The sequence below is a fragment of the Streptomyces sp. NPDC004539 genome (assembly GCF_040610055.1).
GTDB lineage: Bacteria > Actinomycetota > Actinomycetes > Streptomycetales > Streptomycetaceae > Streptomyces.
The window spans coordinates 1-23,357 of the sequence record NZ_JBEXLS010000038.1; the positions used below are offsets into that span (position 1 = coordinate 1).

General features: G+C 72.1%; 21 protein-coding genes and 1 pseudogene. 4 read left to right on the forward strand and 18 right to left on the reverse strand.

Going from position 1 to position 23,357, the window contains the following annotated elements:
• The 8 genes and pseudogenes from ABZX85_RS45375 to rimP all read right to left on the reverse strand — a co-directional run.
• Window positions 1-2,500: pseudogene (locus ABZX85_RS45375) on the reverse strand (hypothetical protein); the annotation flags it as partial.
• A gap of 258 nt (window positions 2,501-2,758) precedes the next feature.
• Window positions 2,759-3,664, reverse strand: a complete 906-nt coding sequence (gene truB / locus ABZX85_RS45380; RefSeq protein WP_355883528.1) for a tRNA pseudouridine(55) synthase TruB — start codon at window positions 3,662-3,664, stop codon at window positions 2,759-2,761.
• Window positions 3,661-4,107 carry a 30S ribosome-binding factor RbfA gene (gene rbfA, locus ABZX85_RS45385; RefSeq protein WP_355883531.1) on the reverse strand — a complete coding sequence of 149 codons (447 nt, stop codon included), beginning with the start codon at window positions 4,105-4,107 and terminating at the stop codon, window positions 3,661-3,663. The genes truB and rbfA overlap by 4 nt, the downstream gene beginning before the upstream one ends.
• 46 nt (window positions 4,108-4,153) lie before the next feature.
• A complete protein-coding gene (locus ABZX85_RS45390; protein ID WP_355883534.1) occupies window positions 4,154-4,447 on the reverse strand; it encodes a DUF503 domain-containing protein in 294 nt (97 codons plus the stop codon).
• Between the two features lie 203 nt (window positions 4,448-4,650).
• On the reverse strand, window positions 4,651-7,770 hold the full coding sequence (gene infB, locus ABZX85_RS45395) for a translation initiation factor IF-2 (protein WP_355883537.1): 3,120 nt from the start codon (window positions 7,768-7,770) through the stop codon (window positions 4,651-4,653).
• A 147-nt stretch (window positions 7,771-7,917) separates the two neighbouring features.
• The gene (locus tag ABZX85_RS45400; protein WP_355883540.1) at window positions 7,918-8,214 is read right to left on the reverse strand and encodes a YlxR family protein; all 297 of its coding nucleotides are present in this window, start codon (window positions 8,212-8,214) and stop codon (window positions 7,918-7,920) included.
• A gap of 100 nt (window positions 8,215-8,314) precedes the next feature.
• On the reverse strand, window positions 8,315-9,313 hold the full coding sequence (gene nusA, locus ABZX85_RS45405) for a transcription termination factor NusA (RefSeq protein ID WP_355883543.1): 999 nt from the start codon (window positions 9,311-9,313) through the stop codon (window positions 8,315-8,317).
• Between the two features lie 2 nt (window positions 9,314-9,315).
• Window positions 9,316-9,846, reverse strand: a complete 531-nt coding sequence (gene rimP / locus ABZX85_RS45410; protein ID WP_355883546.1) for a ribosome maturation factor RimP — start codon at window positions 9,844-9,846, stop codon at window positions 9,316-9,318.
• Between the two features lie 242 nt (window positions 9,847-10,088).
• Between rimP and ABZX85_RS45415 the strand changes: the two genes are divergently transcribed.
• The 3 genes from ABZX85_RS45415 (at window position 10,089) to ABZX85_RS45425 (ending at window position 12,267) form a co-directional block, all read left to right on the forward strand.
• Window positions 10,089-10,682: a hypothetical protein gene (locus ABZX85_RS45415; RefSeq protein ID WP_355883549.1), complete on the forward strand. Its 594-nt coding sequence runs from the start codon at window positions 10,089-10,091 to the stop codon at window positions 10,680-10,682.
• Window positions 10,679-11,152: a ferritin-like domain-containing protein gene (locus ABZX85_RS45420; RefSeq protein WP_355883552.1), complete on the forward strand. Its 474-nt coding sequence runs from the start codon at window positions 10,679-10,681 to the stop codon at window positions 11,150-11,152. The genes ABZX85_RS45415 and ABZX85_RS45420 overlap by 4 nt, the downstream gene beginning before the upstream one ends.
• A gap of 200 nt (window positions 11,153-11,352) precedes the next feature.
• Entirely contained in the window at window positions 11,353-12,267 is a 915-nt protein-coding gene (locus ABZX85_RS45425) for an aminoglycoside phosphotransferase family protein (protein WP_355883555.1), read from the forward strand.
• Between the two features lie 55 nt (window positions 12,268-12,322).
• Here the strand turns inward: ABZX85_RS45425 and ABZX85_RS45430 are convergent, their stop codons facing one another.
• Genes ABZX85_RS45430 through ABZX85_RS45445 form a run of 4 tightly spaced genes read right to left on the reverse strand, consistent with a single transcriptional unit; the run spans window position 12,323 to window position 15,255 of the window.
• Window positions 12,323-12,532 carry a ferredoxin gene (locus ABZX85_RS45430; protein ID WP_355883558.1) on the reverse strand — a complete coding sequence of 70 codons (210 nt, stop codon included), beginning with the start codon at window positions 12,530-12,532 and terminating at the stop codon, window positions 12,323-12,325.
• 1 nt (window position 12,533) lies between these two features.
• The gene (locus ABZX85_RS45435) at window positions 12,534-13,724 is read right to left on the reverse strand and encodes an NADH-ubiquinone oxidoreductase-F iron-sulfur binding region domain-containing protein (protein ID WP_355883561.1); all 1,191 of its coding nucleotides are present in this window, start codon (window positions 13,722-13,724) and stop codon (window positions 12,534-12,536) included.
• Window positions 13,721-14,296, reverse strand: coding sequence for a ferric reductase-like transmembrane domain-containing protein (locus ABZX85_RS45440; RefSeq protein WP_355883564.1), 576 nt, complete (start codon window positions 14,294-14,296; stop codon window positions 13,721-13,723). Before ABZX85_RS45440 ends, ABZX85_RS45435 begins: the two co-directional genes overlap by 4 nt.
• A complete protein-coding gene (locus ABZX85_RS45445) occupies window positions 14,293-15,255 on the reverse strand; it encodes an FAD:protein FMN transferase (protein ID WP_355883567.1) in 963 nt (320 codons plus the stop codon). Before ABZX85_RS45445 ends, ABZX85_RS45440 begins: the two co-directional genes overlap by 4 nt.
• A gap of 15 nt (window positions 15,256-15,270) precedes the next feature.
• Between ABZX85_RS45445 and ABZX85_RS45450 the strand changes: the two genes are divergently transcribed.
• Window positions 15,271-15,687, forward strand: coding sequence for a hypothetical protein (locus tag ABZX85_RS45450; protein ID WP_355883570.1), 417 nt, complete (start codon window positions 15,271-15,273; stop codon window positions 15,685-15,687).
• Window positions 15,688-15,727: 40 nt separating this feature from the next.
• Here ABZX85_RS45450 and ABZX85_RS45455 read toward each other — a convergent pair whose 3' ends face one another.
• The 6 genes from ABZX85_RS45455 to dxr all read right to left on the reverse strand — a co-directional run bounded on the left by ABZX85_RS45455 (window position 15,728) and on the right by dxr (window position 23,328).
• Window positions 15,728-17,428 (reverse strand): proline--tRNA ligase, encoded by a 1,701-nt coding sequence (locus ABZX85_RS45455; protein ID WP_355883573.1) that lies wholly within the window; start codon window positions 17,426-17,428, stop codon window positions 15,728-15,730.
• Window positions 17,429-17,469: 41 nt separating this feature from the next.
• Window positions 17,470-18,036, reverse strand: a complete 567-nt coding sequence (locus tag ABZX85_RS45460) for a GNAT family N-acetyltransferase (RefSeq protein ID WP_355883576.1) — start codon at window positions 18,034-18,036, stop codon at window positions 17,470-17,472.
• 32 nt (window positions 18,037-18,068) lie between these two features.
• The gene (locus ABZX85_RS45465) at window positions 18,069-18,917 is read right to left on the reverse strand and encodes a GNAT family N-acetyltransferase (RefSeq protein ID WP_355883579.1); all 849 of its coding nucleotides are present in this window, start codon (window positions 18,915-18,917) and stop codon (window positions 18,069-18,071) included.
• A 534-nt stretch (window positions 18,918-19,451) separates the two neighbouring features.
• A complete protein-coding gene (gene ispG / locus ABZX85_RS45470; protein WP_355883582.1) occupies window positions 19,452-20,609 on the reverse strand; it encodes a flavodoxin-dependent (E)-4-hydroxy-3-methylbut-2-enyl-diphosphate synthase in 1,158 nt (385 codons plus the stop codon).
• A 170-nt stretch (window positions 20,610-20,779) separates the two neighbouring features.
• Entirely contained in the window at window positions 20,780-22,072 is a 1,293-nt protein-coding gene (locus ABZX85_RS45475) for a site-2 protease family protein (RefSeq protein ID WP_355883680.1), read from the reverse strand.
• 8 nt (window positions 22,073-22,080) lie between these two features.
• Complete coding sequence (gene dxr, locus ABZX85_RS45480) at window positions 22,081-23,328, reverse strand: 1-deoxy-D-xylulose-5-phosphate reductoisomerase (protein ID WP_355883585.1); 1,248 nt, start codon at window positions 23,326-23,328, stop codon at window positions 22,081-22,083.
• Window positions 23,329-23,357: the final 29 nt, after the last annotated feature.

Sequence of the window (23,357 nt, forward strand, 5' to 3'; positions counted from 1 at the left end):
CCGGCCCCCGCTCCGGCCCTGAACGGGCCTTGTCCTCAAACGCCGGACGGGCTGGGGGGTGGGTGGGGGTGGTGGGGTGAGGTGGAGGGGGGTGGGGGGCTTCGGAAGGCTGGGGGGCCGACGAGGTGGGGTGGGGGGACTGGGGGGCTGGCGGGGTGGGGTGGGAGACGTGGGGAGGCTGGGGGGCTGGCAAGGTGACGGGGGTCGGGTGGGGGGATTGGGGGGCTGGTGAGGCGGCGAGGGTCGGGGGGAGGGGGCTGGGGGGCTGGGAGGTTGACGCGGGGGCGAGGGTCGGGGGTAGGGGGCCGGAGGGCTGGGAAGTTGGCGCGGGGGCGAGGGTCGAATGCAGGACGTCGGAGGGCTGGGAGGCTTGTGCAGGGGCGAAGGTCGGATGCAAGGCGCCGGAGGGCTGGGAGGCCGACTCGGCAGCGGGGTCCGCACGCAAGGCATCGGAGGACTGCGCGGTCGGTTCAGTGGCGCGGTCCGCGTGCCGGGCAGCGGAGAACTGGGAAGCCGACGTAGGGGCGAGGGTCGGGTGCAAGACGCCGGACGACTGCGGAGCCGACCCGGCAGTTCGATCCACGTGCAGGGCGTCGGAGGGCTGAGACGCCGACGCAGCAACACGGTCCGCGTGCTGGGCACCGGGCGGCTCGGTAGCGCAGTCCGCGTGCAGGGTGCCCGAGGACTGAAACTCCGACGCAGGGGTGAAGGTCGGGTGCAAGGCGCCGGACGACTGCGGAGCCGACCCAGCAGCACGGTCCACGTGCAGGGCGTCGGAGGGCTGAGACGCCGACGCAGCAACACGGTCCGCGTGCTGGGCACCGGACGGCTGGGAAGTCGGCTCGGTGGCGCGGTTCGGGTGCCGGGCGGCGGGCGGCTCGGTGGTGGGGTTCGGGTGGGAGGCGTCGGAGGGGGGTGCGGGGGTGGGGTTCGGGTGGGGGGTGTGGAGCATGGCCGGTGGGAAGTGGGTGCCCGCTGACTCCCAGTACTCCGGCCTGCACGCGAGGACCAGGCGGGCGCCGGTCTCGTGGAGCCAGTGGACCGTTCCGTTCGTCCAGGCGGAGAGGCGGTGGGCCAGGACGGGGGGCATCTCCTCGGGGCCGTCGAGGAGGAGATAGAGGGGGCGGCCGGCGGTGCGGGCGATGTGGGAGAGGTCGGCGGGGGTGAGCGTCTCGGGGTCGGGGGGTGCCGTCGGTGCCTGGGAGGTCGTGACGATTCTCGCGGCCCTGCGCAGCGCACGGCCCGCCGCGTCCGCCAGCGACTCGTCGTCGTCCCGCAGATCCGCTCCCCTCAGCCAGAGCGTCGGCGCCGGCTCGACAGCTCGGTGCCGCCGCGCGGCCAACGCCGCCAGCTCCGTCGTACGGCCGCTCCCGGGCGGCCCCACCAGCGCGAGCACGGACGCCGTCCCCGCCGAGAACGCGGCGAACTCCCGCACAGGCACGGCCCGTTCGACAGGTACGACACCGACGCCCCCGAACCACCCCCCACCACCGCCCGCCTTCCCCCCTCCCCCACCGAACCAGCTACGCCCCCCACCCTCACCGACGCCGGCGCTCCGAGCACCCCCGTCAACACCCCTGCCACTGGCAGCCCACACCTGCTCACCCTCACCAACACCCGCACCGGCCTCCCCGCTCTCGCCAACACCCCCACCCCAGACACCACTTGCCCTGCCGCCCCCGTCGACACCCGCGTCCCAGTACTTCCCTGTCGTCCCGCCCCCAGCCACCCCGTACTCCCCCTCCGCCTCTCCCGGCCACCCCCCGACGCACCCCGACAACGCCCCCTGCGGCCCGTCCGAGCCCACTGATGTCGCTGTCAGTTCCAGGACGCCCGCGAGGTTGAGGTCGGGGCCGTAGGCGGGGACTGTTGCCGCGTTGTGGGTGAGGAGGGTGGTGAGGGGGGCGCTGCGGGTGGCTGAGGGGCGGAGGGGGATGGCGAAGCCCACGTCGCGGTGGGCGGAGTGGAGGGCCGTGCCGAGGACGGCGACGACCGTTCCGGTGGCCGCGTCGAGGACGGGCCCGCCCGCCGCCCCGCCGCCGAGGCGCAGCGCGTCGCGGCCGGTGGTGCCGATGGCGAGTTCGAGGGCGTCGTCGAGGAGGTGGAAGCGGTCGGTGGCGGTGTAGGTGACCTGGGCGGCGCACAGCACCCTGGCCTCCCGCCAGGCGCCCGCCGCGACCCGGACGTACGTGCCCTCGGGCACCTCGTCCCGGACGGTCACCGGGAGGGGGTCCGTGCCGAGGCCGTCCGTGCGGACGAGCGCGAGGTCCAGCTCCGGCAGCGGGGTGACCGCGTCGGCGGTGACGACGCAGGTCCGGTCGCCAGCGCCGTACAGGACGATCCTGGGGAGGCCGTCGACCACTTCGTGCGCGGTGATCAGCGTGCCGTGGTGGTCCGCGAGGAAGCCGAGGCCGCGGGGGCGCCCGGCGAGATCCCGGATACGGACGACGACGTCCGCGCTCGGCACGCCGACGTCGTCCGGATCGTCCCGCTCCCCCATCCGCTGCCCCTCCCGCCGCGCGTCCGCCCTCACCCCGACGGTAGGGCGGCGGTGATCGGCGGGACAGATCGCGGGGCGAACGCGCCCCCTCACGCTCCCTCGGTTCACTCCGAGCGCCCGCCCGGACGGGTGAATGGACGGGGGCGGATGGACAACCCTAGGGGTGGGGGAACCGAGGGGGGAGAACCCGTGGAGCGGCGGCAGGCACACCCCGTGCTCGCCGCTCCACGGGCCCCACAGGCTCAGGGACTCAGGGGCTCAGCCGAAGACCGCCAGGCTCTTCGCCTTCCCCTTCTCGGACTCCACCAGCGCGAGGAAGCGCCCCTCGGGGTCGAAGACGGCGACCGCGCCGGCGCCCGCGTACTCGTCGGGCATGTCCAGGCGGACGCCGTTCAGCAGCAGGCGGGCCCGCTTCGCGTCGACGTCCCAGCGGCGGAACGCAGCGGTGGCCGCCTCCGCGACCGGCATGACCGTCAGCTCCTGCTGGAGCTGGTCGAGCGTGCGCGCGGAGTCCAGCTTGTAGGGGCCGACCCGGGTGCGGCGCAGCGCCGTGAGGTGGCCGCCGACGCCGAGGTCCGCGCCGAGGTCGCGGGCGAGGGCGCGGATGTAGGTCCCGGAGGAGCAGACGACGGAGACGACCAGGTCGAGGACGGGGGTGCCGTCCTCGGCGACGGCCTCGCGGACGTCGTACACCTGGAAGGAGGAGATCTTCACCGGGCGGGCCGGGATCTCGAAGTCCTCACCGTCGCGGGCCCGCTTGTAGGAGCGGACGCCGTCGATCTTGATGGCGCTGACCTTGGAGGGGACCTGCATGATGTCGCCGGTGAGCTTGGCGACGCCGTCGTCGACCAGTTCGCGCGTCACCTTGGACGCGTCGGCCGACGCCGTGATCTCGCCCTCCGCGTCGTCCGTGACGGTCGTCTGGCCGAGGCGGATCGTGCCGAGGTACTCCTTCTCCGTGAGGGCGAGGTGCCCGAGGAGCTTCGTGGCCCGCTCGACGCCGAGGACGAGGACGCCCGTCGCCATCGGGTCGAGGGTGCCGGCGTGGCCGACGCGGCGGGTGCGGGCGATGCCGCGCATCTTGGCGACCACGTCGTGCGAGGTGAAGCCCGACGGCTTGTCCACGATGACGAGGCCGTCGGGCGGGGTGGGCTTGCTGGTCATTCGGCGCTGTCGTCCGTCTCGTCGCCGGGCTTCTTGTACGGGTCGGCGCCGCCGGCGTAGTCCGCGCCGGCCGATGCCTCGCGGACCTTCTCGTCGGACTGGCGCGCCTTGTCGAGGAGGTCCTCGATGGTGCGGGCGTTGTCGGGGAGGGCGTCCGCGACGAACGTCAGGGTCGGCGTGAACTTCACGCCGGCCGCGCGGCCCACCTCGGAGCGCAGGATGCCCTTGGCGCTCTCCAGTCCGGCCGCGGCCTCGGCCCGCTCCTCCTCACCGCCGTACACCGTGTAGAAGACGGTCGCCTCCCGCAGGTCACCGGTGACCCGGGCGTCCGTGATGGTGACGTGCGTACCGAGCCGGGGGTCTTTGACACCCCGCTGGAGCTTCTGGGCCACCACTTCTCGGATGAGGTCCGCCAGCCTCTTGGCGCGCGCGTTGTCGGCCACTGGTCCGTCTCCTTCGTCACTACTACTTGCTGAGTTGCCGCTTGGTTCAGTCTTCGTCGCCGTGGAGCCTGCGTCGAACCGAGAGCAGCTCCACCTCCGGCCGCGCGGCGACGAGGCGCTCGCAGCGGTCCAGTACATCGGTCAGGTGTTCCACGTCCCCCGAGACCACCGCGAGCCCGATCTCGGCCCTGCGGTGCAGATCCTGGTTCCCCGTCTCGGCCACGCTCACCGCGTACTTGCGCTGGAGCTCGGCCACGATCGGACGGACGACGGAACGCTTCTCCTTCAGCGAGTGGACATCGCCGAGGAGAAGATCGAAGGACAGAGTCCCCACGTACATGTGTGTATCCGGATGTCCCGCCGGTACGGGGTACGGGCGCCGCGCTCGGGCACCGATACGGGAACCGTACACGCAAGGGCCGAGGCCGCTCGACGGATATTCGTCCCGCTGGGGACGCCGGAAAACACCAGCCCCCACAAACAACGGCGCGCTGGCCGACGGAAGCGAACTCCCGCCGACCAGCACGAACCGTCGGCCAAGAACTAGACGCGCGGCTTCTCGCGCATCTCGTACGTCGCGATGACGTCGTCGATCTTGATGTCGTTGAAGTTGCCGAGGTTGATACCGCCCTCGAACCCTTCGCGGATCTCGGTGACGTCGTCCTTGAAGCGCCGCAGACCCTCGATGTTGAGGTTCTCCGCGATGACCTTGCCGTCGCGGACGAGGCGGGCCTTCGTGTTGCGCTTGACCTCGCCGGAGCGGATGAGGACACCGGCGATGTTGCCCAGCTTGGACGACTTGAAGACCTCGCGGATCTCCGCCGTACCGAGCTCGACCTCTTCGTACTCCGGCTTCAGCATGCCCTTCAGGGCCGCCTCGATCTCCTCGATCGCCTGGTAGATGACCGAGTAGTACCGGACGTCGACACCCTCGCGCTCGGCCATCTGCGCCGCGCGGCCGGCCGCGCGGACGTTGAAGCCGATGACGATGGCGTCCGAGCCCATGGCCAGGTCGATGTCGGACTCCGTGACCGCACCGACGCCGCGGTGCAGGACCCGGATGTCGACCTCTTCGCCGACGTCGAGCTGGAGCAGGGAGGACTCCAGGGCCTCGACGGAACCAGAAGCGTCACCCTTGATGATGAGGTTGAGCTGCTGGATCTCGCCGGCCTTGAGCACCTTGTCCAGGTCTTCGAGGGAGACCCGGCGGACGCGCTTGGCGAACGCCGCGTTGCGCTCGCGAGCGGCGCGCTTCTCGGCGATCTGGCGGGCGGTGCGGTCCTCGTCGACGACGAGGAAGTTGTCGCCCGCACCCGGGACGTTGGTGAGACCGAGCACCTGGACCGGGGTCGAGGGGCCGGCTTCCGTCACGTTGTTGCCGTTGTCGTCGAGCATCGCCCGGACGCGGCCGTACGCGTCGCCGACGACCATCGTGTCGCCGACCCGCAGGGTGCCTCGCTGGACGAGGACCGTGGAGACGGCACCGCGACCGCGGTCGAGGCGCGACTCGATGGAGATACCCTGCGCGTCCTGGTGCGGGTTGGCCCGCAGGTCGAGTGAGGCGTCCGCGGTGAGGACCACGGCCTCCAGCAGGGAGTCGATGTGCAGACCCTGCTTGGCGGAGATGTCGACGAACATGGTGTCGCCGCCGTACTCCTCGGCCACCAGACCGTACTCGGTGAGCTGGCCGCGCACCTTGGTCGGGTCGGCGCCCTCGACGTCGATCTTGTTGACCGCGACGACGATCGGGACGTCGGCCGCCTTGGCGTGGTTGAGCGCCTCGACCGTCTGCGGCATGACGCCGTCGTTGGCCGCGACGACCAGGATCGCGATGTCCGTCGACCGGGCACCACGGGCACGCATGGCGGTGAACGCCTCGTGACCCGGGGTGTCGATGAAGGTGATCGCGCGGTCCTCGCCGTTGACCTCGGTCGCGACCTGGTAGGCACCGATGTGCTGGGTGATGCCGCCGGCCTCGCCCGCGATGACGTTCGTCTTGCGGATCGCGTCCAGGAGTCGGGTCTTACCGTGGTCGACGTGACCCATGACGGTGACGACCGGGGGACGGACCACCAGGTCGTCCTCGTCGCCCTCGTCCTCGCCGAACTCGATGTCGAAGGACCCGAGCAGCTCGCGGTCCTCCTCCTCGGGGCTGACGATCTGAACCGTGTAGTTCATCTCGCCGGCCAGCAGCTCCAGCGTCTCGTCGGAGACGGACTGGGTCGCCGTGACCATTTCGCCGAGGTTCATCATGACCGCGACCAGGGACGCCGGGTTGGCGTTGATCTTCTCCGCGAAGTCCGTGAGCGACGCGCCGCGGGAGAGACGGATGGTCTCGCCGTTGCCGCGCGGCAGCATCACGCCGCCGACGCTCGGGGCCTGCATGGCCTCGTACTCCTGGCGCCTCTGCCGCTTCGACTTGCGACCGCGACGCGCGGGACCGCCGGGACGGCCGAAGGCGCCCTGCGTGCCACCACGGCCACCGGGACCGCCGGGACGGCCGCCGAAGCCGGGACGGCCACCGCCGCCACCGCCACCGAAGCCGCCACCGCCGCCGGGACGGCCGGCGCCACCACCGGCACCGCCACCGCCGCCGGGACGGGCGAAGCCGCCACCGCCGCCACCGGGACGACCGGCGAAGCCGCCGCCGCCACCGGGACGACCGCCACCGCCGCCGGGACGGCCGGGACCGCCACCGGGACCACGGCCACCGGGGCCGCCGCCGGGACGCGGGCCGGCAGCCGGACGCTGCGGCATCATGCCCGGGTTGGGACGGGGACCGCCGGGACGCGGGCCACCGGCACCGGGACCCTGCGGACGCGGCATGCCGCCGGGAGACGGACGAGCGCCGCCGGGAGCCTGCGGACGAGGACCGCCGCCCTGCTGGGCACCGGGGCCCTGCGGACGGGGACCGGCGCCGGGAGCGCCACCGGGGCCGGGACGCGGACCCGCGCCCTGCGGACGGGGGCCCTGCGGACGCGGAGCGCCCATGCCGGCGTTGCCGCCGGACGTGAACGGGTTGTTGCCCGGACGGGGACCGGCCGGACGGGCGCCCGGACGGGCACCGGGAGCGCCACCGGGGCGCGGACCACGGTCACCGGACGGACGCTGGCCGCGGTCGCCCTGGCCCTGCGGGGCCGGACGGGAACCGGGCTTGGGGGCCGGACCGGGACGCGGGCCACCGGGGCGGGGCCCCTGCGCGGCGGGCGTCTGCGGGGCCGGGGCCGACGGCGGAGCGGTGAACTCCGGGACGGCCGGGGCCGGACGCGGCGCGGGCTTGGGACCCGGACGCGGACCGGCGGAGGGCGCCTGGGCCGCGGGGGCCGGCGCGGAGGGTGCCTGGGCCTGCGGGGCGGGCGCGGGGGTCACCGGGGCGGCCGGAGCCGCGGGTGCCTGCGCCGCCAGAGGCTTGGGGGCCGCCGGCTTCGGCGGTCCCGGACGTGCCGACGCCGCCGGGGAGGGCGCGCCGGGCTTGGGGGCAGCCTTGCGGGGGGCGGGCTTGCCGCCGCCCTGGAAGGCGTCCGTCAGCTTGCGTACGACGGGCGCTTCGATGGTCGAAGACGCCGAACGGACGAATTCACCGAGTTCCTGGAGCTTGGCCATGACGACCTTGCTCTCCACACCGAACTCCTTGGCGAGTTCGTATACCCGGACCTTAGCCACTTCGCTCCTTTGAGGTCCGGGTTCAGTCCGGACCGTCGCTACTTCATGGGCGTACTCATCGCGTGCTCATCGAGTGCTCATCGCAATCTCGACCTACTTCCAACTCGCGGGGTACCTGGCCACGCGGACGGTCCGCGCGCCACTTCCTTACGGTGTCGCCTGATCGGCAACGGTCGTCTGCTCGACGTACTGGCGCAACACCTTTGTGTCGAGCGCACCCGGGGCTCGCAAGGCCCGCGTGAACGCCCGGCGGCGTACCGCCTGATCGAGACAGACAGGGACGGGGTGCAGATACGCGCCCCGGCCGGGCAGCGTACCGCGAGGGTCGGGGACGCATTCGCCCTCGGCCGCCACGATGCGCAGCAGTCCTGTCTTGGCCGTTCGCTCCCGGCACCCCACACAGGTGCGTTCAGGGCATGCTCGGGCGTGCGTCCGGCCAGACACTGTTAAGTCTACCTCCCCGCGGCGACCTCACCCCTTTGGGTCAGGAGTCGAACACGTGCCGCGATATAACTGACGTGATCCAGCCGTTGACCGGCGTGATCTATTCCCCGGCCTGGGGTTCCTGCTGTTCGGTGTCCGGCCGGATGTCGATCCGCCAGCCGGTCAGCCGGGCGGCGAGACGGGCGTTCTGGCCCTCCTTGCCGATCGCCAGCGACAGCTGGTAGTCGGGGACGGTCACCCGGGCGGAGCGGGCGGCGAGGTCGACGACCTCCACCTTGGACACCCGCGCGGGTGACAGGGCGTTGGCGACCATCTCCGCCGGGTCGTCCGACCAGTCGACGATGTCGATCTTCTCGCCGTTCAGCTCGCCCATCACGTTGCGCACCCGGCCGCCCATCGGGCCGATGCAGGCGCCCTTGGCGTTCAGGCCGCTGCGGGTGGAGCGGACGGCGATCTTCGTACGGTGACCGGCCTCACGGGCGATGGCGGCGATCTCGACGGAGCCGTCGGCGATCTCCGGCACCTCCAGGGCGAAGAGCTTCTTCACCAGGTTGGGGTGCGTGCGCGAGAGGGTGACGGACGGGCCCCGGACGCCCTTGGCGACCCGGACGACGTACGAGCGCAGGCGCAGGCCGTGCGTGTACGTCTCGCCGGGGACCTGCTCCTGCACGGGCAGGATGGCCTCCAGCTTGCCGATGTCGACCAGGACGTTCTTCGGGTCGCGGCCCTGCTGGACGACGCCGGTGACGATGTCGCCCTCACGGCCGGCGTACTCGCCGAGCGTCGCGTCGTCCTCGGCGTCCCGCAGGCGCTGGAGGATGACCTGCTTGGCGGTGCTGGCGGCGATCCGGCCGAAGTCCGACGGGGTGTCGTCGAACTCGCGGGGCTCCTGCCCCTCCTCCAGGTCGTCCGGGTCCTCCTTCGCCCACACGGTCACGTGCCCGGTCTCCCGGTCGAGCTTGACGCGCGCGCGGCGGCGGCTTCCCTCGGTGCGGTGGTAGGCGATGAGGAGGGCCGACTCGATCGCCTCGACCAGCAGGTCGAAGGAGATCTCCTTCTCCCGTACCAAACCCCGCAGGGCACTCATGTCGATGTCCACGGCTACGCCTCCTCTTCCTTCTCGTTGTTGTCGCTGTTGTCGGTGGTGTCGCTGCTGTCTTTACGGTTGAACTCGACCTGGACGCGGGCCTTGTCGACGTCGGTGAAGGCGAGCCTGCGGGCGGTGGCCTTGCGGCCCTTCACGCCGGGCACCTCCAGGTCGAGGCCCTCGTCGTCCACGGCGAGGATGCGGGCGGTGACGTCACCGCCGTCGGTGAGCTGGAACCGGACCAGGCGGTCGACGGCGCGCACGTAGTGCCGGTGTTCCTTGAGCGGGCGCTCGGCGCCGGGGGTGCCGACCTCCAGGTCGTACGCGGCGTCGCCCATCGCGTTCGTCTCGTCGAGCTTCGCCGAGAGCGCGCGGCTCACATCGGCGACGGCGTCCAGGTCGGCCCCGGTGTCCGAGTCGACGACGACACGCAGCACGCGCTTGCGGCCGACGGTCTCCACCGCGATCTCTTCGAGGTCCAGCCCCTGGGAGGTGACGAGCGGTTCCAGGAGCTCTCGGAGCCTCTCGCTCTGGGTGGTGCTCATCCGGGTGACTCCTCGGCCGCGTGTGCTGTTGTGGAACGGTTCGCGTGTCTGGTCAAAGGGTATCCGGTCGCGGGGTGTGTTGCCGTCCACCCGGCTGTCCCCCCGGCCGTCCCCGCGACTGTCCTCGGCTGTCCCCCGGCTGGGGGACAGTGCCTGGCGACGCCGGGGGCGGGGGCCGCCGGTACGGTGATCGCAGTCGGGCCCGACCATCCCTTCGTACGACCATCCAGAGGACGTCTGACGTGCCGTACTCCCCGCCGCGCTCCCCCTCGGGACCGCGCCGAAGAACCTTCCTGGCCGGCGCGGGCGCCGGCGCCGCCGCCCTTCTCGCGGGCTGCTCCTCCAACTCCTCCACCGAGGAGACCGCGGCGGGCGCCCCCTCGGTCTCCCAACGCGTCCGCGCGCGTGCGGCCCAGGACAGCAAGGTCCTGCTGACCCGGTACGACGCCGTCCTCGCCGCCCGGCCCGGACTCGCGGGGGTGCTGGAGCCGTTGCGGGGGGAGGTGGCGCGGCATGTGGGGGCGTTCGGGGGGAGTACGGGGGCTACGGGGTCGGCGTCGCCGTCGCCGTCCTCGGGGGGCGGGAGCGGGGGCGCGGGTACTACGGGTACTACGGGTACTACGGGTACTACGGGTACTACGGGATCGGCGTCCCCCGATGCCGCTCCCGTCGACGACAAGACCGCCCTCGCCCAACTCGCCACCGCCGAGCGGGCGTTGGCCGATCGGCGGGCCGCCGATCTGCTGACGGTGCCCGGGGAGCTGGCGCGGCTGCTGGCGTCGGTGGCGGCGGCGGGGGCCGTGCACGCGTACGTGTTGACGGAGGGAGCGCGATGAGCGCGGAGCTGGACGCCGTCCAGGCGGCGCTGGCCGCGGAGCACGCGGCGGTGTACGGGTACGGGGTCGTCGGCGGGCAGATCGGGGAGGCCCGGCGTGCCGAGGCGCGGGCCGCCTGGGACGCCCACCGGGCCCGCCGGGACTCGCTGGCGCGGACCGTACGGGACCTGGGCGCGGAGCCGGTCGCCGCGAACGCGGGGTACGCGCTGCCGTTCCCGGTGGAGGGGCCGGATTCCGCCGTACGGCTCGCCGCGGAGCTGGAGGAGCGGATCTCCGGGATCTACTCCGACCTGGTGCGGGCCACGACCGGCACCCGGCGCGGTGACGCGGCCGGGGCGCTGCGGGAAGCGGCGGTGCGGGCGGTGCGGTGGGGCGGAGACAACGTAGCCTTCCCTGGGCTCGCCGAGCGGGGTGGAAAGGATTCGGCCACTTCGGCGGGGGCGACTCCGTCGGCGGGGTCGGGGGCGTAGGCGGCGGTCGGGTCTTGGGGCGCCGGGGTTCCGGGGACACCGGGGGTTCCGGCTCCCGGGGTCGCAGAGTCCCGGTCCGTCGGGGGCTGCGTTCGCCGGAGGGTGCGGGGCGTGTTCGGCTTGTTCCGGGCGCGTCTCGGCCTCGCGGGGCCGGCCGGCCCCGTCCGCTTGGTCAGGAACTGGAAGGGAACACCTCACGCATGCCGCACATCGAGCCGCCTCAGCGGTTGGTCCGGGCGCTCTCCGAGAGCGTGCCGGGGGCTGCCGGCTGGCTGGCGGAGCTGCCGGCCGCCGTCGAGCGGGCCGTCGCGGTGTGCGGGGTGAGTGTCGAGCGGGTGCAGGTGCCCGGGGGGCGCAGCAGTCTCGTCGTGCTCGTCCGGCGCGGGGACGGGAGTCCCGCTGTGCTGAAGGTCGCGCCCGAGCGGTTCCGGCCGGGCGCGGAGCTGGCCGCGCTGACGCACTGGGGTGGGCTCGGGGCCGTTCAGGTGCTGCCGGGTGAGGGCGAGGGCGTGCTGCTGCTGGAGCGGCTGCGGCCCGACGTGTCGGTGCGGACCCTGCCGGAGGCGAAGGCGACGCTGGAGGCGGCGGGGGCGCTGCGGCGGCTGTGGGTGGAGCCGCCCGCGGAAGGCGCCGGTGGGGCCGGGGTGTTCGAGACGGTCGCCGAGCGGACCGGGCGGCAGGCGGAGGCGATGCGGGCGACGGACCACGGGGACGCCGCCGTGGGGGCGTTGGTCGACGCGGCGCTGGGGGTGCGGGCGGAGCTGGTGGCGTCGGCTCCCGAGGTGCGGTTGCTGCACGGGACGTTCCGGCAGAGCAAGGTGCTGGCGGGTGAGCGGTCGCCGTGGCTGGCGGTGGGGCCCGATCCGGTGGTGGGTGAGTGCGCGTTCGATCTGGCCCGGCTGGTCCGGGACCGGGTGGAGGATCTGGTGGGGTCGCCGTCGGGGGCGGCGGTCGCGCGGCGGCGGGTGAAGAAGCTGGCCGAGGCGCTGGACGTGGACCAGGAGCGGCTGCGGGGGTGGGTGCTGTTCCGGGCGGTGGAGTCGGGGGTGCGGGCGATGCGGGTGGGGCGGGCGGGGGATGCGGAGTTGCTGCTGGAATTTGCGGGGTGGCTTTGAAGGTGCGTTGCCGAGTGCGGGTGCTTCGTGGCTTGTCGCGCAGTTCCCCGCGCCCCTAAAAGACATGGCTGGTCTTTAGTTTCAGCGCTAGGGCCGGGCAGTCCTTTGCCGCTTTCTTCGCCCTCTTCGCCGTGCTCTCCGGAATCGGTGCGCCCCTCAGCAGCGGGTAGCCCCACTCGTCCAGTCGCACGTGTTCCGGGAGCAGCTCCGCGCACAGGCCGTGTGCCTGGCAGGACGTCCAGTCGATGTCGATGCGCTGGTCCATGTCAGTGGTTCCCCTTCGCCGTGCAGTGTCCCTGGGCGTGCGCGTCGAGTTCCGCGGTGAACGTCGTGAGTGCGCTGCGGACCAGGCGGACCGTTCCGTCGGGGTGGTGGCAGGCGCCGCGCCCCTCCACCAGGCCGGCCCAACGGGTCAGGTCCGTACGGGCGTTGCCCTGCGGGCCCGGTGTCGCGAGGGCCGCGAAGGCGTTGGCCATCCGGGGGAGGCCGTTGAGGCACGGTCCGCACTGGCCGGCCGACTGGAGGGCCAGGTACCGGACGATGTCCGCCGTTTCCCGTACCCCGCAGCGTGTCACCGGCAGGGCCAGGAGGACGCCCGCCCCCAAGTGGTCGGCGTTCAGCGGGACTTCGGCGGCCTCGGCGGCCGGTATCCAGGTGCCGTGGTAGCCGCCGACGAGGACCGCCGAGACGTCGGCCAGCGGGAGGAGCCGGCCGATCCGCATGCCGTACGGCGCCTCGACGACCCTCGGTTCCCTCCCGGGGACGTGCAGGGTGAGGAGTGCGCTGCCGGGGTGGGCGGCGGTGCCGGCCGTACGGAACCAGTCGGCGCCGTAGCGGGCGATCAGGGCGAGGTGGGCGAGGGTCTCGACGTTCTGGACCAGGGTCGGCGCCCGGTGCGCGCCCCGTTCGCGGACCGGCGGGTCCTGGTGGGCGGGGACGGCGGGGCCGCCGGAGACGTAGCGGGCCAGCGCCGATGCCTGGCCGGACAGGAAGGACTTGGGGAGTCTGACCACCTTCGTCGGGAGGGGGTCGTCCCGGCGCTGGGCGACCGCCGACTCCAGCCAGGTCGCGCCGTCCTCCACCGCGATGTACGCCTCCCCCGCGCCGACCGCGTGGGCCGCCGCCTGGAGTCCGTCCAGGACGAGGTGGGGCGAGAGCTGGAGCAGCGTACGGTCCTTGCGGCTCGCGGGTTCCCCTTCGGCGCCGTTCGCGATCACGACCGGGGGCCGGCCGGTGCGGGTGCCGTTGGTCCGGACGGCCACGAGTTTGCGGTACGCCGGGAAGGCGGCGCCGCCTCGGCCCGTGAGGCCGGACTCCGCGAGCGTCGCGAGGAGGCGCTCTGGGTCGTCGTACCGGGCCGGGCCGTAGCGCTGGAGGTGGGTGGGGAGGTCCGCCGGAGTGTGGCCGGGGGCCAGGAGGCGGGGGGACATGTGGAGGTCGGGGAAGGTGGCGGTCATGAGCGGGCTCCCGTGTGCAGGAGGGTCGTCGGTGTGCGGCGGGACTCCCGGGCCGCCTGGGTGACGCGGATCGCGAAGGCGGCGACCACGGTCGTGACGCAGGTGATCGTCAGCCAGGTCATCCAGTCGGTGCCGGTGTCCGTGCCGATGCCGATGCCGTGGGCGAGGGCGATCGGCCAGGAGGCGTAGGCGAGCCGGTGGACTGTCCGCCAGGTGCCGTGGCCGAGGCGGTCGCGGAGGAGGCTGGTGATCAGGACGGCGAGCATGAGGTCGAGGGCGACGGTGCCGAGGCCGAGCCAGAAGGGCTGGTAGTCGGAGAGGAAGGGGACGATCGCGTCGGTGAGGGTGATGTCGACGTAGGTGTCGACGATCGCCGCGGTGATGTGGAGGAGCAGGAAGGCGGTCGCGGAGAGGGAGAGGGTGCGGTGGAGGGTGATGGTGCCGAAGCGGGGGAGGCCGGGGAGGCGGGTTCGCAGTTTCACCGCTATGCCGAGGAGGACGACCGCGGTGAAGAGGACGAGAGTTACGGCGCCGGTGGCTCTGTTGGCGTACCAGAGGGTTTCGGAGGTCATGCGGCTGCCCTCCACGAGGCCGGTCCGGGCCAGCCCGGCGTGGTGACGATCTCCCCGTCGTGCCTCACCAGCCTCGCGGGCAGGCCCTGTCGGGTCAGCCAGTGGTCCGCCCCCGCCCCCTTCACCAGTGCCGCCGTGCTCGCCGCGTTCGCCTCCGCGCAGGTCGCCGCCGCCACCGAGACCGTGCGCCACGGGGAGCGGACCGGCAGCCCCGTACGGGGGTCGACGATGTGGTGGAGGTCCTGGCTGCCCCGGCGCCAGCGGCGGGCGGTGGTGCCGGAGGTGGCGAGGCCGCCGGAGGTGAGGCCGACCGTGTCGTACGTACCCGGCGTCGGCGTCTCGTCCACCGGGCCCGTGATGTCCTGGACGCGGATCTGCCAGCCGCCCGCCGGGGGTTCGCCCGCTACGGCCGTGTCGCCGCCGAGGCTCACCAGGACTCCGCAACCGGCAGCCTGGGCAAGGGTGTCGGCCGCCTTGTCCGCCGCCCACGCCTTCGCCGTCGCGCCCAGGTCGAGGCGGACGCCCTCGGGGAGGGTGACCGTGTCGCCGTCGAGGCGGACCGTGCGCCAGCCGGGTGTGCGGCGCAGGGTGAGGAGGACCGGGCGGTCGTCCTCGCGGACGAGGGTGAAGTCGCGGTCGTAGCCGAGGGCTCGCATGGCGGTGCCGACCGTGGGATCGACCGCGCCGTCCGTGTCGCGGGCCGCCTTCAGGGCGACCGCGAGGGCCTCGGCGAGGAGGGGGCTGACCCGGACCGGGCGGCCCGATGTGCCGTCCAGGGCGGTGAGTTCGGAGTCCGGACGGAAGCGGCTGCACGCGGCGTCGACCTCGGCGAGGTGGCGGGCGAGGAGGAGGTTGCAGGGGTCCAGGAGGGCCGGGTCGGTGACGAGGAGGCGGACCGTGGTGCCGAGGGCGCGCCATTCGGTGGCGGCGGTGACGCGGGGCGCGAGCGACGTGGTCATCACGACGCTCCCGAGGTGGAGTCGGAGGAGCCGCCGGAGGACGAAGTGAGGCCGCTGGAGCCGGAGTCGGTGGTGGAGCTGCTGGTACTGGAGCTGTCGGAGTTCGAGGAGCTGTCCGTCGTGGAGCTGGAACTGTCCGTCGTACCGGACGAGTCAGTCGTGCCGCTGGACGAACTCCCGCTGCTGCTCGACGAGTTGGTGCTCGAACTCGCCGTCGTGCCCGCGTCCGCCTGCATCGTGCCGACGAGCGCGAACATCCCGGCCGCCGCGGCCAGCGTCACCGCCGCCGCGAAGGCCGCCGTACGCCTCGCTCCTCTGCGGACCGCCGAGGCGGCGCCGCGTTCCTCTTCCCTGGTCGCCATGACCGTTCCCCTCCGTGGTGACGTTCTGTCACGCACTACGGTCGGGGAACGGCCTGAGAGAAGTCTGTGAGATCCCTTTAGGCGGCCAAAGACGTTTCTGAGGAGTTGGTTTACGCGCTGAGGCGGGCGATCGCCTCGTCCACCGTCAGCTCCTCGCGCTCACCGGTCCTGCGGTCCTTCAGCTCCAGGACGCCTTCGGCGGCACGCCGGCCGGCGACCAGGATCTTCGGGACGCCCATCAGCTCGGAGTCGGTGAACTTGACGCCCGGCGAGACGCCCGCGCGGTCGTCGACGAGGACCCGCAGACCGGCCTCGCGGAGCTTCTCGGAGACCTCCAGGGCCAGTTCGGTCTGGAGGGCCTTGCCGGCGGCGACGACGTGGACGTCGGCCGGGGCGACCTCGGCGGGCCAGCACAGGCCCTTGTCGTCGGCGGTCTGCTCGGCGAGCGCGGCGACGGCGCGGGAGACGCCGATGCCGTAGGAGCCCATGGTGACGCGGACGGGCTTGCCGTGCTGGCCGAGGACGTCGAGCTTGAGGGCGTCGGCGTACTTGCGGCCGAGCTGGAAGATGTGGCCGATCTCGATGGCGCGGTCCAGCTTGAGGCCGGTGCCGCAGGCGGGGCAGGGGTCGCCCTCCTGGACGACCACGACGTCGACGTACGCGTCGACCTCGAAGTCACGGCCCGCGACGACGTTCTTCGCGTGCGTCTGGTCCTTGTTGGCGCCGGTGATCCAGGCGGTGCCGGGGGCCACGCGCGGGTCGGCGATGTACGTGAGCTTCTCCTGCCGGCCCTGCGGACCGACGTAGCCGCGGACCAGGTCGGGGCGGCCGGTGAAGTCCTCGGCGGTGACCAGTTCGACGGTGGCGGGGGCGAAGTGCGCCTCGACCTTGCCGAGGTCGACCTCGCGGTCACCGGGGACGCCGACGGCGACGATCTCGCCGTCCACCTTGACCAGCAGGTTCTTCAGGGTCGCGGAGGCGGGGACGCCGAGGGCGGCGGCCAGGGTCTCGATCGTCGGGGTGTCGGGGGTGGGGATCTCCTCCAGCGCGGGGGCCGTGGCCTCCTGGGGCACGAGGGCGAAGTTCACCGCCTCCGTGTTCGCCGCGAAGTCGCAGTTCGGGCAGTCCGCGAAGGTGTCCTCGCCGGCCTCGGCGGGGGCGAGGAACTCCTCCGACTTCGAGCCGCCCATCGCGCCGGCGGTCGCGGCGCAGATGCGGTAGTCGAGGCCGAGGCGGGCGAACACCTTCTGGTACGCCTCGCGGTGCAGGGCGTAGGACTTCGCGAGGCCCTCGTCCTCCGTGTCGAAGGAGTACGAGTCCTTCATCAGGAACTCGCGGCCACGCAGGATGCCGGCCCGGGGGCGGGCCTCGTCACGGTACTTGTGCTGGATCTGGTAGAGGATGACGGGCAGGTCCTTGTACGACGACGCCTGGTCCTTCACCAGCAGGGTGAAGATCTCCTCGTGCGTCGGGCCCAGCAGGTAGTCGCCCCCCTTGCGGTCCTGGAGGCGGAACAGCTCCGCCCCGTACTCCTCCCAACGGCCGGTCGCCTCGTAGGGTTCCCGGGGCAGCAGGGCGGGGAGCAGGACCTCCTGGGCGCCGATGGCGTCCATCTCCTCACGGACGATCCGCTCGACGTTCGACAGGACCTTCTTGCCGAGCGGCAGCCAGGACCAGATACCGGCGGCGGTGCGGCGGACGTAGCCCGCGCGGACCAGGAGCTTGTGGCTGAGGACCTCGGCGTCGGCCGGGTCGTCGCGCAGTGTTTTCGCCATCAGCTGGGACATGCGCTGGACCGGTGCGTTCGCCATGGTTCTCGTACTCCTGCCGGATAAAGGTGATGGCTAGGAGATTAACCGTCGGCCCGGGATGGTCGGAAATCCGTCTGCCGCCGCAGGAGGGGCAGCGGGGCGCCCATCACCGCGTACGGTCGGGGGGCGCTCGGGAAGAGGACCCTGCGGGCCAGGTCGTGGTAGCCGAGGGAGCGGTAGAGGGCCCGGGCGGGGCTGTCGATGTCGATCGCGGAGAGGATCGAGCGGGGCTGCGGGACGTCGTCCGTGATCGCCGTGATCAGCGCGCGGCCCGCGCCGCGGTTCTGGTAGGCGGGGTGGACGTGGAGTTCGGTGATGACGAAGGAGTCGTCCAGCCAGTGGGTGTTGCCGAGCGCCCTGAGGTAGGGCTCGACGACGGTGGACCACCAGTGCGCGCGGTCGTTCGGCATGCCGTACACGAAACCCGCGAGGCGGCCTTCGGCGGTGGTGACACCGAGTGCCCGCGCGCCGGGGTTCGTCATGTGGCGCAGGACGATCTGGCGTCTGACCGCCACTTCGTCGGGGGCCAGGCCGAACGCGATGGCCTGGACCGACAGTGCCTCGTCCACGCGGGCGGAGAGGTCCAGGGGGCCGATCACCAGGTCCATGCGGGGAGCCTACAGGGGGTGTGCCCCGTGGTTCAGAAGAGGACGCTCATGAACGCGCCGACCTCTTGGAAGCCGATGCGCCGGTACGTCCGTCTCGCGGGCGTGTTGAAGTCGTTGACGTAGAGGCTGACGACCGGGGCGACGTCCGCGAGGGCGTAGCGCAGGACCGCGGCCATGCCGGGGGCGGCGAGGCCCCTCCCCCGGTACTCGGGGGCCACCCACACGCCCTGGATCTGGCAGGCGTCCCTGGTCGCGGCGCCGATCTCGGCCTTGAAGACGACCTGGCCGCGGTCGTCGAGGCGGGCGAAGGAGCGGCCCGTGCCGACGAGTTCGGCGACCCTCGCCTGGTAGAGGAGGCCGCCGTCGCCGGCCAGCGGGGAGACGCCGACCTCTTCCGTGAACATCGCGACGCAGGCCGGCAGGATCGTTTCCATCTCGTCCTTGCGGATGCGGCGGACGTAGGGGTCGGGGGTGATGTCCGTCGGCATGCGGTCCGTGACCATCAGGGGCTGCTGGGATCTGACCTCCCTCGCCGGGCCCCAGTGCGGTTCGAGGAGGCGCCACAGTTCGGCCGTCGGCTGGGCGGGCCCCACGATCGAGGAGCAGCGCCGGCCCGCCCTTCTGGCACGGTCCGCGAAGGCGCGTACGGCTCGGGGGGTGGCGCAGATCGGTACGAGGTTGGCGCCCGCGTAGCAGAGGGAGGTGAGCATGCCGGATTCGTACCAGCCCCACATCTCGCCGCCGAGGCGCCAGGGGTCGAGGCCGGCGATCTGCACCCTCGACGTCACGAACGCGTTCGCGACCGGCTCTCGGCCCAGGACTGCGAGGGCTGCGTCCAGGTCGCTCGGTTCGAGGACCCGGGAGGTGGTGTGGGTCAGCACGGGCGGGGCCTCACGGTGGGGTGTTCGATCCCCCGCACTGTACCTGCGGAAGCTGAGCCCCGCCTCCCCGTGCCGGGGGCTGAGCGGGGGGCGCCTCATGGGGTGGGTGCTGTGTGGCGGTTCGGCGGCTGCGGGTTCGTGGTGGCTGGTCGCGCCCACGCGGCGGTAGCCGCAAATCGATACAGCCCCGCGCCCCTGGAGGACGTGGTGGCGGTCGGGGGTGAACTGCGGGTGCGTGGGGGCTGGTCGCGCCCACGCGGCGGTAGCCGCAAATTGATACAGCCCCGCGCCCCTGGAGGACGTGGTCACCGTCGGAGGGAAACCGCGGGTACATCGTGGCCATTCGCGCCCACGCGGCGGAGCCGCATACCTCGACCACTCACCCCAGCCCGGTCTTTTCAGGGGCGCGGGGAACTGCGCGACAAGCCACGACGGACCCGCACCCGACCGCCCGCCCAAACCCCCCTCCCCCGGGGTCGAAGGGGCGGAGCCCCTGGGGGACGGGGTGGGTAGGGGCGGCGGGGGCGAGGAAGGTCAGCCGGCGACGGCTACCGTGGGCTCGCCGGAGGCGACCCCTTCGTCCTGCATCTTCTCGGCCAGCTTCATGGCCTCTTCGATGAGGGTCTCGACGATCTTGGATTCGGGGACGGTCTTGATGACCTCGCCCTTGACGAAGATCTGCCCCTTGCCGTTGCCGGAGGCGACCCCGAGGTCGGCCTCGCGCGCCTCGCCGGGCCCGTTCACCACGCACCCCATGACGGCGACCCGGAGGGGAACCTCCATGCCGGTGAGGCCGGCGGTGACTTCCTCCGCCAGCTTGTAGACGTCGACCTGGGCCCGCCCGCAGGACGGGCAGGAGACGATCTCCAGACCACGCTGCTTCAGGTTGAGGGATTCGAGGATCTGGTTCCCGACCTTGACCTCCTCGACCGGAGGAGCGCTCAAGGACACCCGGATCGTGTCCCCGATCCCCTGGGAGAGCAGCGCGCCGAAGGCGACGGCCGACTTGATGGTCCCCTGGAACGCGGGCCCGGCCTCGGTGACCCCGAGATGCAGCGGGTACTCACACTGCGCGGCCAGCTGCCGGTACGCCTCGATCATCACGACGGGGTCGTTGTGCTTGACGGAGATCTTGATGTCCCGGAAGTCGTGCTCCTCGAACAGCGACGCCTCCCACAACGCCGACTCGACGAGCGCCTCGGGCGTCGCCTTCCCGTACTTCTGAAGCAGACGACGGTCCAGGGACCCGGCGTTGACCCCGATCCGGATCGGCGTGCCGTGATCGTTGGCCGCCTTGGCGATCTCCCGCACCTTGTCGTCGAACTGCTTGATGTTCCCGGGATTGACGCGCACGGCCGCACAGCCCGCCTCGATCGCGGCGAACACGTACTTCGGCTGGAAGTGGATGTCCGCGATCACCGGAATCTGCGACTTCCGCGCGATGGTCGACAACGCGTCCGCATCGTCCTGCGTAGGACAGGCGACCCGCACGATCTGGCACCCGGACGCGGTCAGCTCGGCGATCTGCTGGAGCGTCGACCCGATGTCGGACGTCCGCGTCGTCGTCATGGACTGCACCGACACCGGCGCGTCCCCGCCCACCGCGACCGACCCGACCTGGATCTGCCTGCTCTTGCGCCGCTCGGCGACCTTGGTCGGAACGGACGGCATGCCGAGAGAAATCGCAGTCATCTGCTGTGCAACCCCAAGTCGTGGATCAAGGCCGGTCCCGAGAGCGCGCGGGCTACCGGGGTCCGAGGTTACGACACCCAACCCCCACCGGGCACATTTTCCCTGTCAAACCCGCTGGACGAAGGACGGCCGGACACCTAGGGTGCCCGGCCGTCGTGAACAGCGGATGGCTACGAGATTTTCACCGGGTTCACCACGTCCGCGATGAGCACGAGGATCGTGAAGCAGATGAACACCCCGGCGACGACATAGGCGAGCGGCATGAGCTTCGCCACGTCGAACGGCCCGGGGTCGGGCCTGCGCAGCAGCTTCGCGAGGTTCCTGCGCAGCGACTCCCACAGCGCCCCCGCGATGTGCCCGCCGTCGAGCGGGAGCAGCGGGAGCATGTTGAAGAGGAACAGGGAGAGGTTGAACCCGGCGACCAGCATGAGCGCCATGGCGAGCTGCTGGGACGGCGGGATGTCGAGGGTGAAGATCTCACCGCCGACCCGGGCCGCCCCGACGACGCCCATCGGGGAGTCCGCCTCGCGCTTGCCCCCGTCGAACGCGGCGTCCCACAGCGCGGGGATCTTGCCGGGCAGGGCGACGATGGAGTCGGCGGCCTCCCCGACCCGGTCGCCCATCCACGTCACGGAGTCGCCGAAGTCCTGCTGGACGATGCCGGTGGCGGCGCTGAACCCGAGGAACCCGGCCGTGACGTACTCGCCCTGGACGATCTGCCCGCTGGAGTCCTTCTTGGCGACCTGGTTCTCGGCGATCTTCGCCTGGAGGGTGACCTCCTTGCCGTCACGCTGGACGACGATCGGGACGGTCTTGTCGGCGCTGGCGCGGATGAGGTCGGAGAGGGAGTCCCACTTCTCGGTCCTCACGCCGTCGAAGGAGACGATCTTGTCGCCGGCCTTGAGGCCCGCGGCGGCGGCCGGCGAGGGCTCGTCCCCGGTCTTGCAGGTGTCGCGGTTCTCGCTCTGGTTGATGACGCACTGGGAGACCGAGCTGACCGTGGTGGTCTGCTGGGAGATCCCGAAGCCCATGAGGACGGTGAGGAAGAGGACCGCCGCGAGGATCAGGTTCTGCACGGGTCCGGCGGCCATGATGATGACGCGCTTCCAGGGCTTGCGCGTGTACATCATCCGCGTCTCGTCCCCGGGCTGGATCTCCTCCATCGAGGCCGAGCGGGCGTCCTCGATCATGGTGCGCCAGGGGGAGGTGGAGCGGGTCGAGATCCGGCCGTCCTCGCCGGGCGGGAACATGCCGATCATGCGGATGTAGCCGCCCATGGGGATGGCCTTGACGCCGTACTCGGTCTCGCCCTTCTTGCGGGAGAAGACCGTCGGGCCGAAGCCGACCATGAACTGCGGCACCCGGATGCCGAAGAGCTTGGCGAAGGTGAAGTGCCCCAGTTCGTGCCACGCGATCGAGAAGAGCAGCCCGAGCACGAAGACGACTATGCCGAGGATCATCATCAGAGCGGTCATGCACGCGCCTCCGCGGTCGCCGTCAGTTCCCGGGCCCGGGCGCGTGCCCAGGTCTCTGCTTCGAGGACGTCCGCCACGGTGAGTGAAGTTCCCGCCACGCCGTGTTCTTCCACCACACGGGTGACGGTCTCCATGATCCCGTTGAACGGCAGCGCGCCCCGGCGGAACGCCTCCACGCTCTCCTCGTTGGCGGCATTGAACACCGCCGGAGCCGTTCCCGCGAGCTCGCCCACATGGCGGGCGAGGTTCACCGAGGGGAACGCCTCGTTGTCCAGGGGGAAGAATTCCCAGGTGGAAGCCTTGCTCCAGTCGAAGGCCGGGGCCGCGTCGGGGACGCGCTCGGGCCAGCCCAGCCCGATGGCAATCGGCCCGCGCATGTCGGGGGGCGTCGCCTGGGCGATTGTCGATCCGTCCGTGAACTCAACCATCGAGTGGACATACGACTGGGGATGCACGACCACCTCAATGCGGTCGAAGGGAATGTCGTAGAGGAGGTGCGCCTCGATGACTTCGAGTCCCTTGTTGACCAGGGTCGCGGAGTTGATCGTGATGACCGGGCCCATCGCCCAGGTGGGGTGCGCGAGGGCGTCCTCGACGGTGACGTCCGCGAGCTGTGCCTTCGTCCGGCCCCGGAAGGGTCCGCCGGAGGCGGTGACGACGAGTTTGCGGACGTCGGCGCGGGTGCCGGAGGCGAGCGCCTGGAAGAGGGCCGCGTGCTCGGAGTCGACGGGGATGATCTGACCGGGCTTCGCCAGCGCCTTCACGAGGGGGCCGCCGACGATCAGGGACTCCTTGTTGGCGAGCGCCAGCGTGCGGCCCGCCTCCAGGGCGGCGAGCGTCGGGGCGAGGCCGATGGAGCCGGTGATGCCGTTCAGGACGGTGTGACAGCCGGACGCGGCGAGCTGCGCGGCGGCGTCCGGGCCGGCCAGGATCTCGGGAAGCGGCTCGCCGGCGCCGTACTCCGCGGCGAGGGCCTCGCGCAGCGACGGTACGGCGTCCTCGCGGGCGACCGCGACGGCCTTCACCCGCAGCCGACGGGCCTGCTCGGCGAGCAGGGCGACCCGGGCACCGTTCGCGGACAGAGCCGTCACCCTGAAGCGGTCCGGATTGCGCAGCACCAGATCGATGGCCTGCGTGCCGATCGACCCGGTGGAGCCGAGAATCACCACATCCTTGGGCCCGCCCCCGGCGACGGGATCGAAGACGAGATGCGGATCGGCGAGAGGGGCTGGACTGTCGGTCATCCCCCCATTGTTGCCGCATCCGCTGTGCG

Coding starts and splice junctions, on each gene's coding strand:
- dxr (WP_355883585.1), bottom strand. CDS start 23,328: ATGACCGACAGTCCAGCCCCTCTCGCCGATCCGCATCTCGTCTTCGAT.
- ABZX85_RS45460 (WP_355883576.1), bottom strand. CDS start 18,036: ATGGACCTGGTGATCGGCCCCCTGGACCTCTCCGCCCGCGTGGACGAG.
- ispG (WP_355883582.1), bottom strand. CDS start 20,609: ATGACTGCGATTTCTCTCGGCATGCCGTCCGTTCCGACCAAGGTCGCC.
- ABZX85_RS45445 (WP_355883567.1), bottom strand. CDS start 15,255: ATGACCACGTCGCTCGCGCCCCGCGTCACCGCCGCCACCGAATGGCGC.
- truB (WP_355883528.1), bottom strand. CDS start 3,664: ATGACCAGCAAGCCCACCCCGCCCGACGGCCTCGTCATCGTGGACAAG.
- ABZX85_RS45475 (WP_355883680.1), bottom strand. CDS start 22,072: ATGATGATCCTCGGCATAGTCGTCTTCGTGCTCGGGCTGCTCTTCTCG.
- ABZX85_RS45420 (WP_355883552.1), top strand. CDS start 10,679: ATGAGCGCGGAGCTGGACGCCGTCCAGGCGGCGCTGGCCGCGGAGCAC.
- ABZX85_RS45425 (WP_355883555.1), top strand. CDS start 11,353: ATGCCGCACATCGAGCCGCCTCAGCGGTTGGTCCGGGCGCTCTCCGAG.
- ABZX85_RS45435 (WP_355883561.1), bottom strand. CDS start 13,724: ATGACCGCCACCTTCCCCGACCTCCACATGTCCCCCCGCCTCCTGGCC.
- ABZX85_RS45455 (WP_355883573.1), bottom strand. CDS start 17,428: ATGGCGAACGCACCGGTCCAGCGCATGTCCCAGCTGATGGCGAAAACA.
- ABZX85_RS45430 (WP_355883558.1), bottom strand. CDS start 12,532: ATGGACCAGCGCATCGACATCGACTGGACGTCCTGCCAGGCACACGGC.
- ABZX85_RS45440 (WP_355883564.1), bottom strand. CDS start 14,296: ATGACCTCCGAAACCCTCTGGTACGCCAACAGAGCCACCGGCGCCGTA.
- rimP (WP_355883546.1), bottom strand. CDS start 9,846: ATGAGCACCACCCAGAGCGAGAGGCTCCGAGAGCTCCTGGAACCGCTC.
- ABZX85_RS45390 (WP_355883534.1), bottom strand. CDS start 4,447: ATGTACGTGGGGACTCTGTCCTTCGATCTTCTCCTCGGCGATGTCCAC.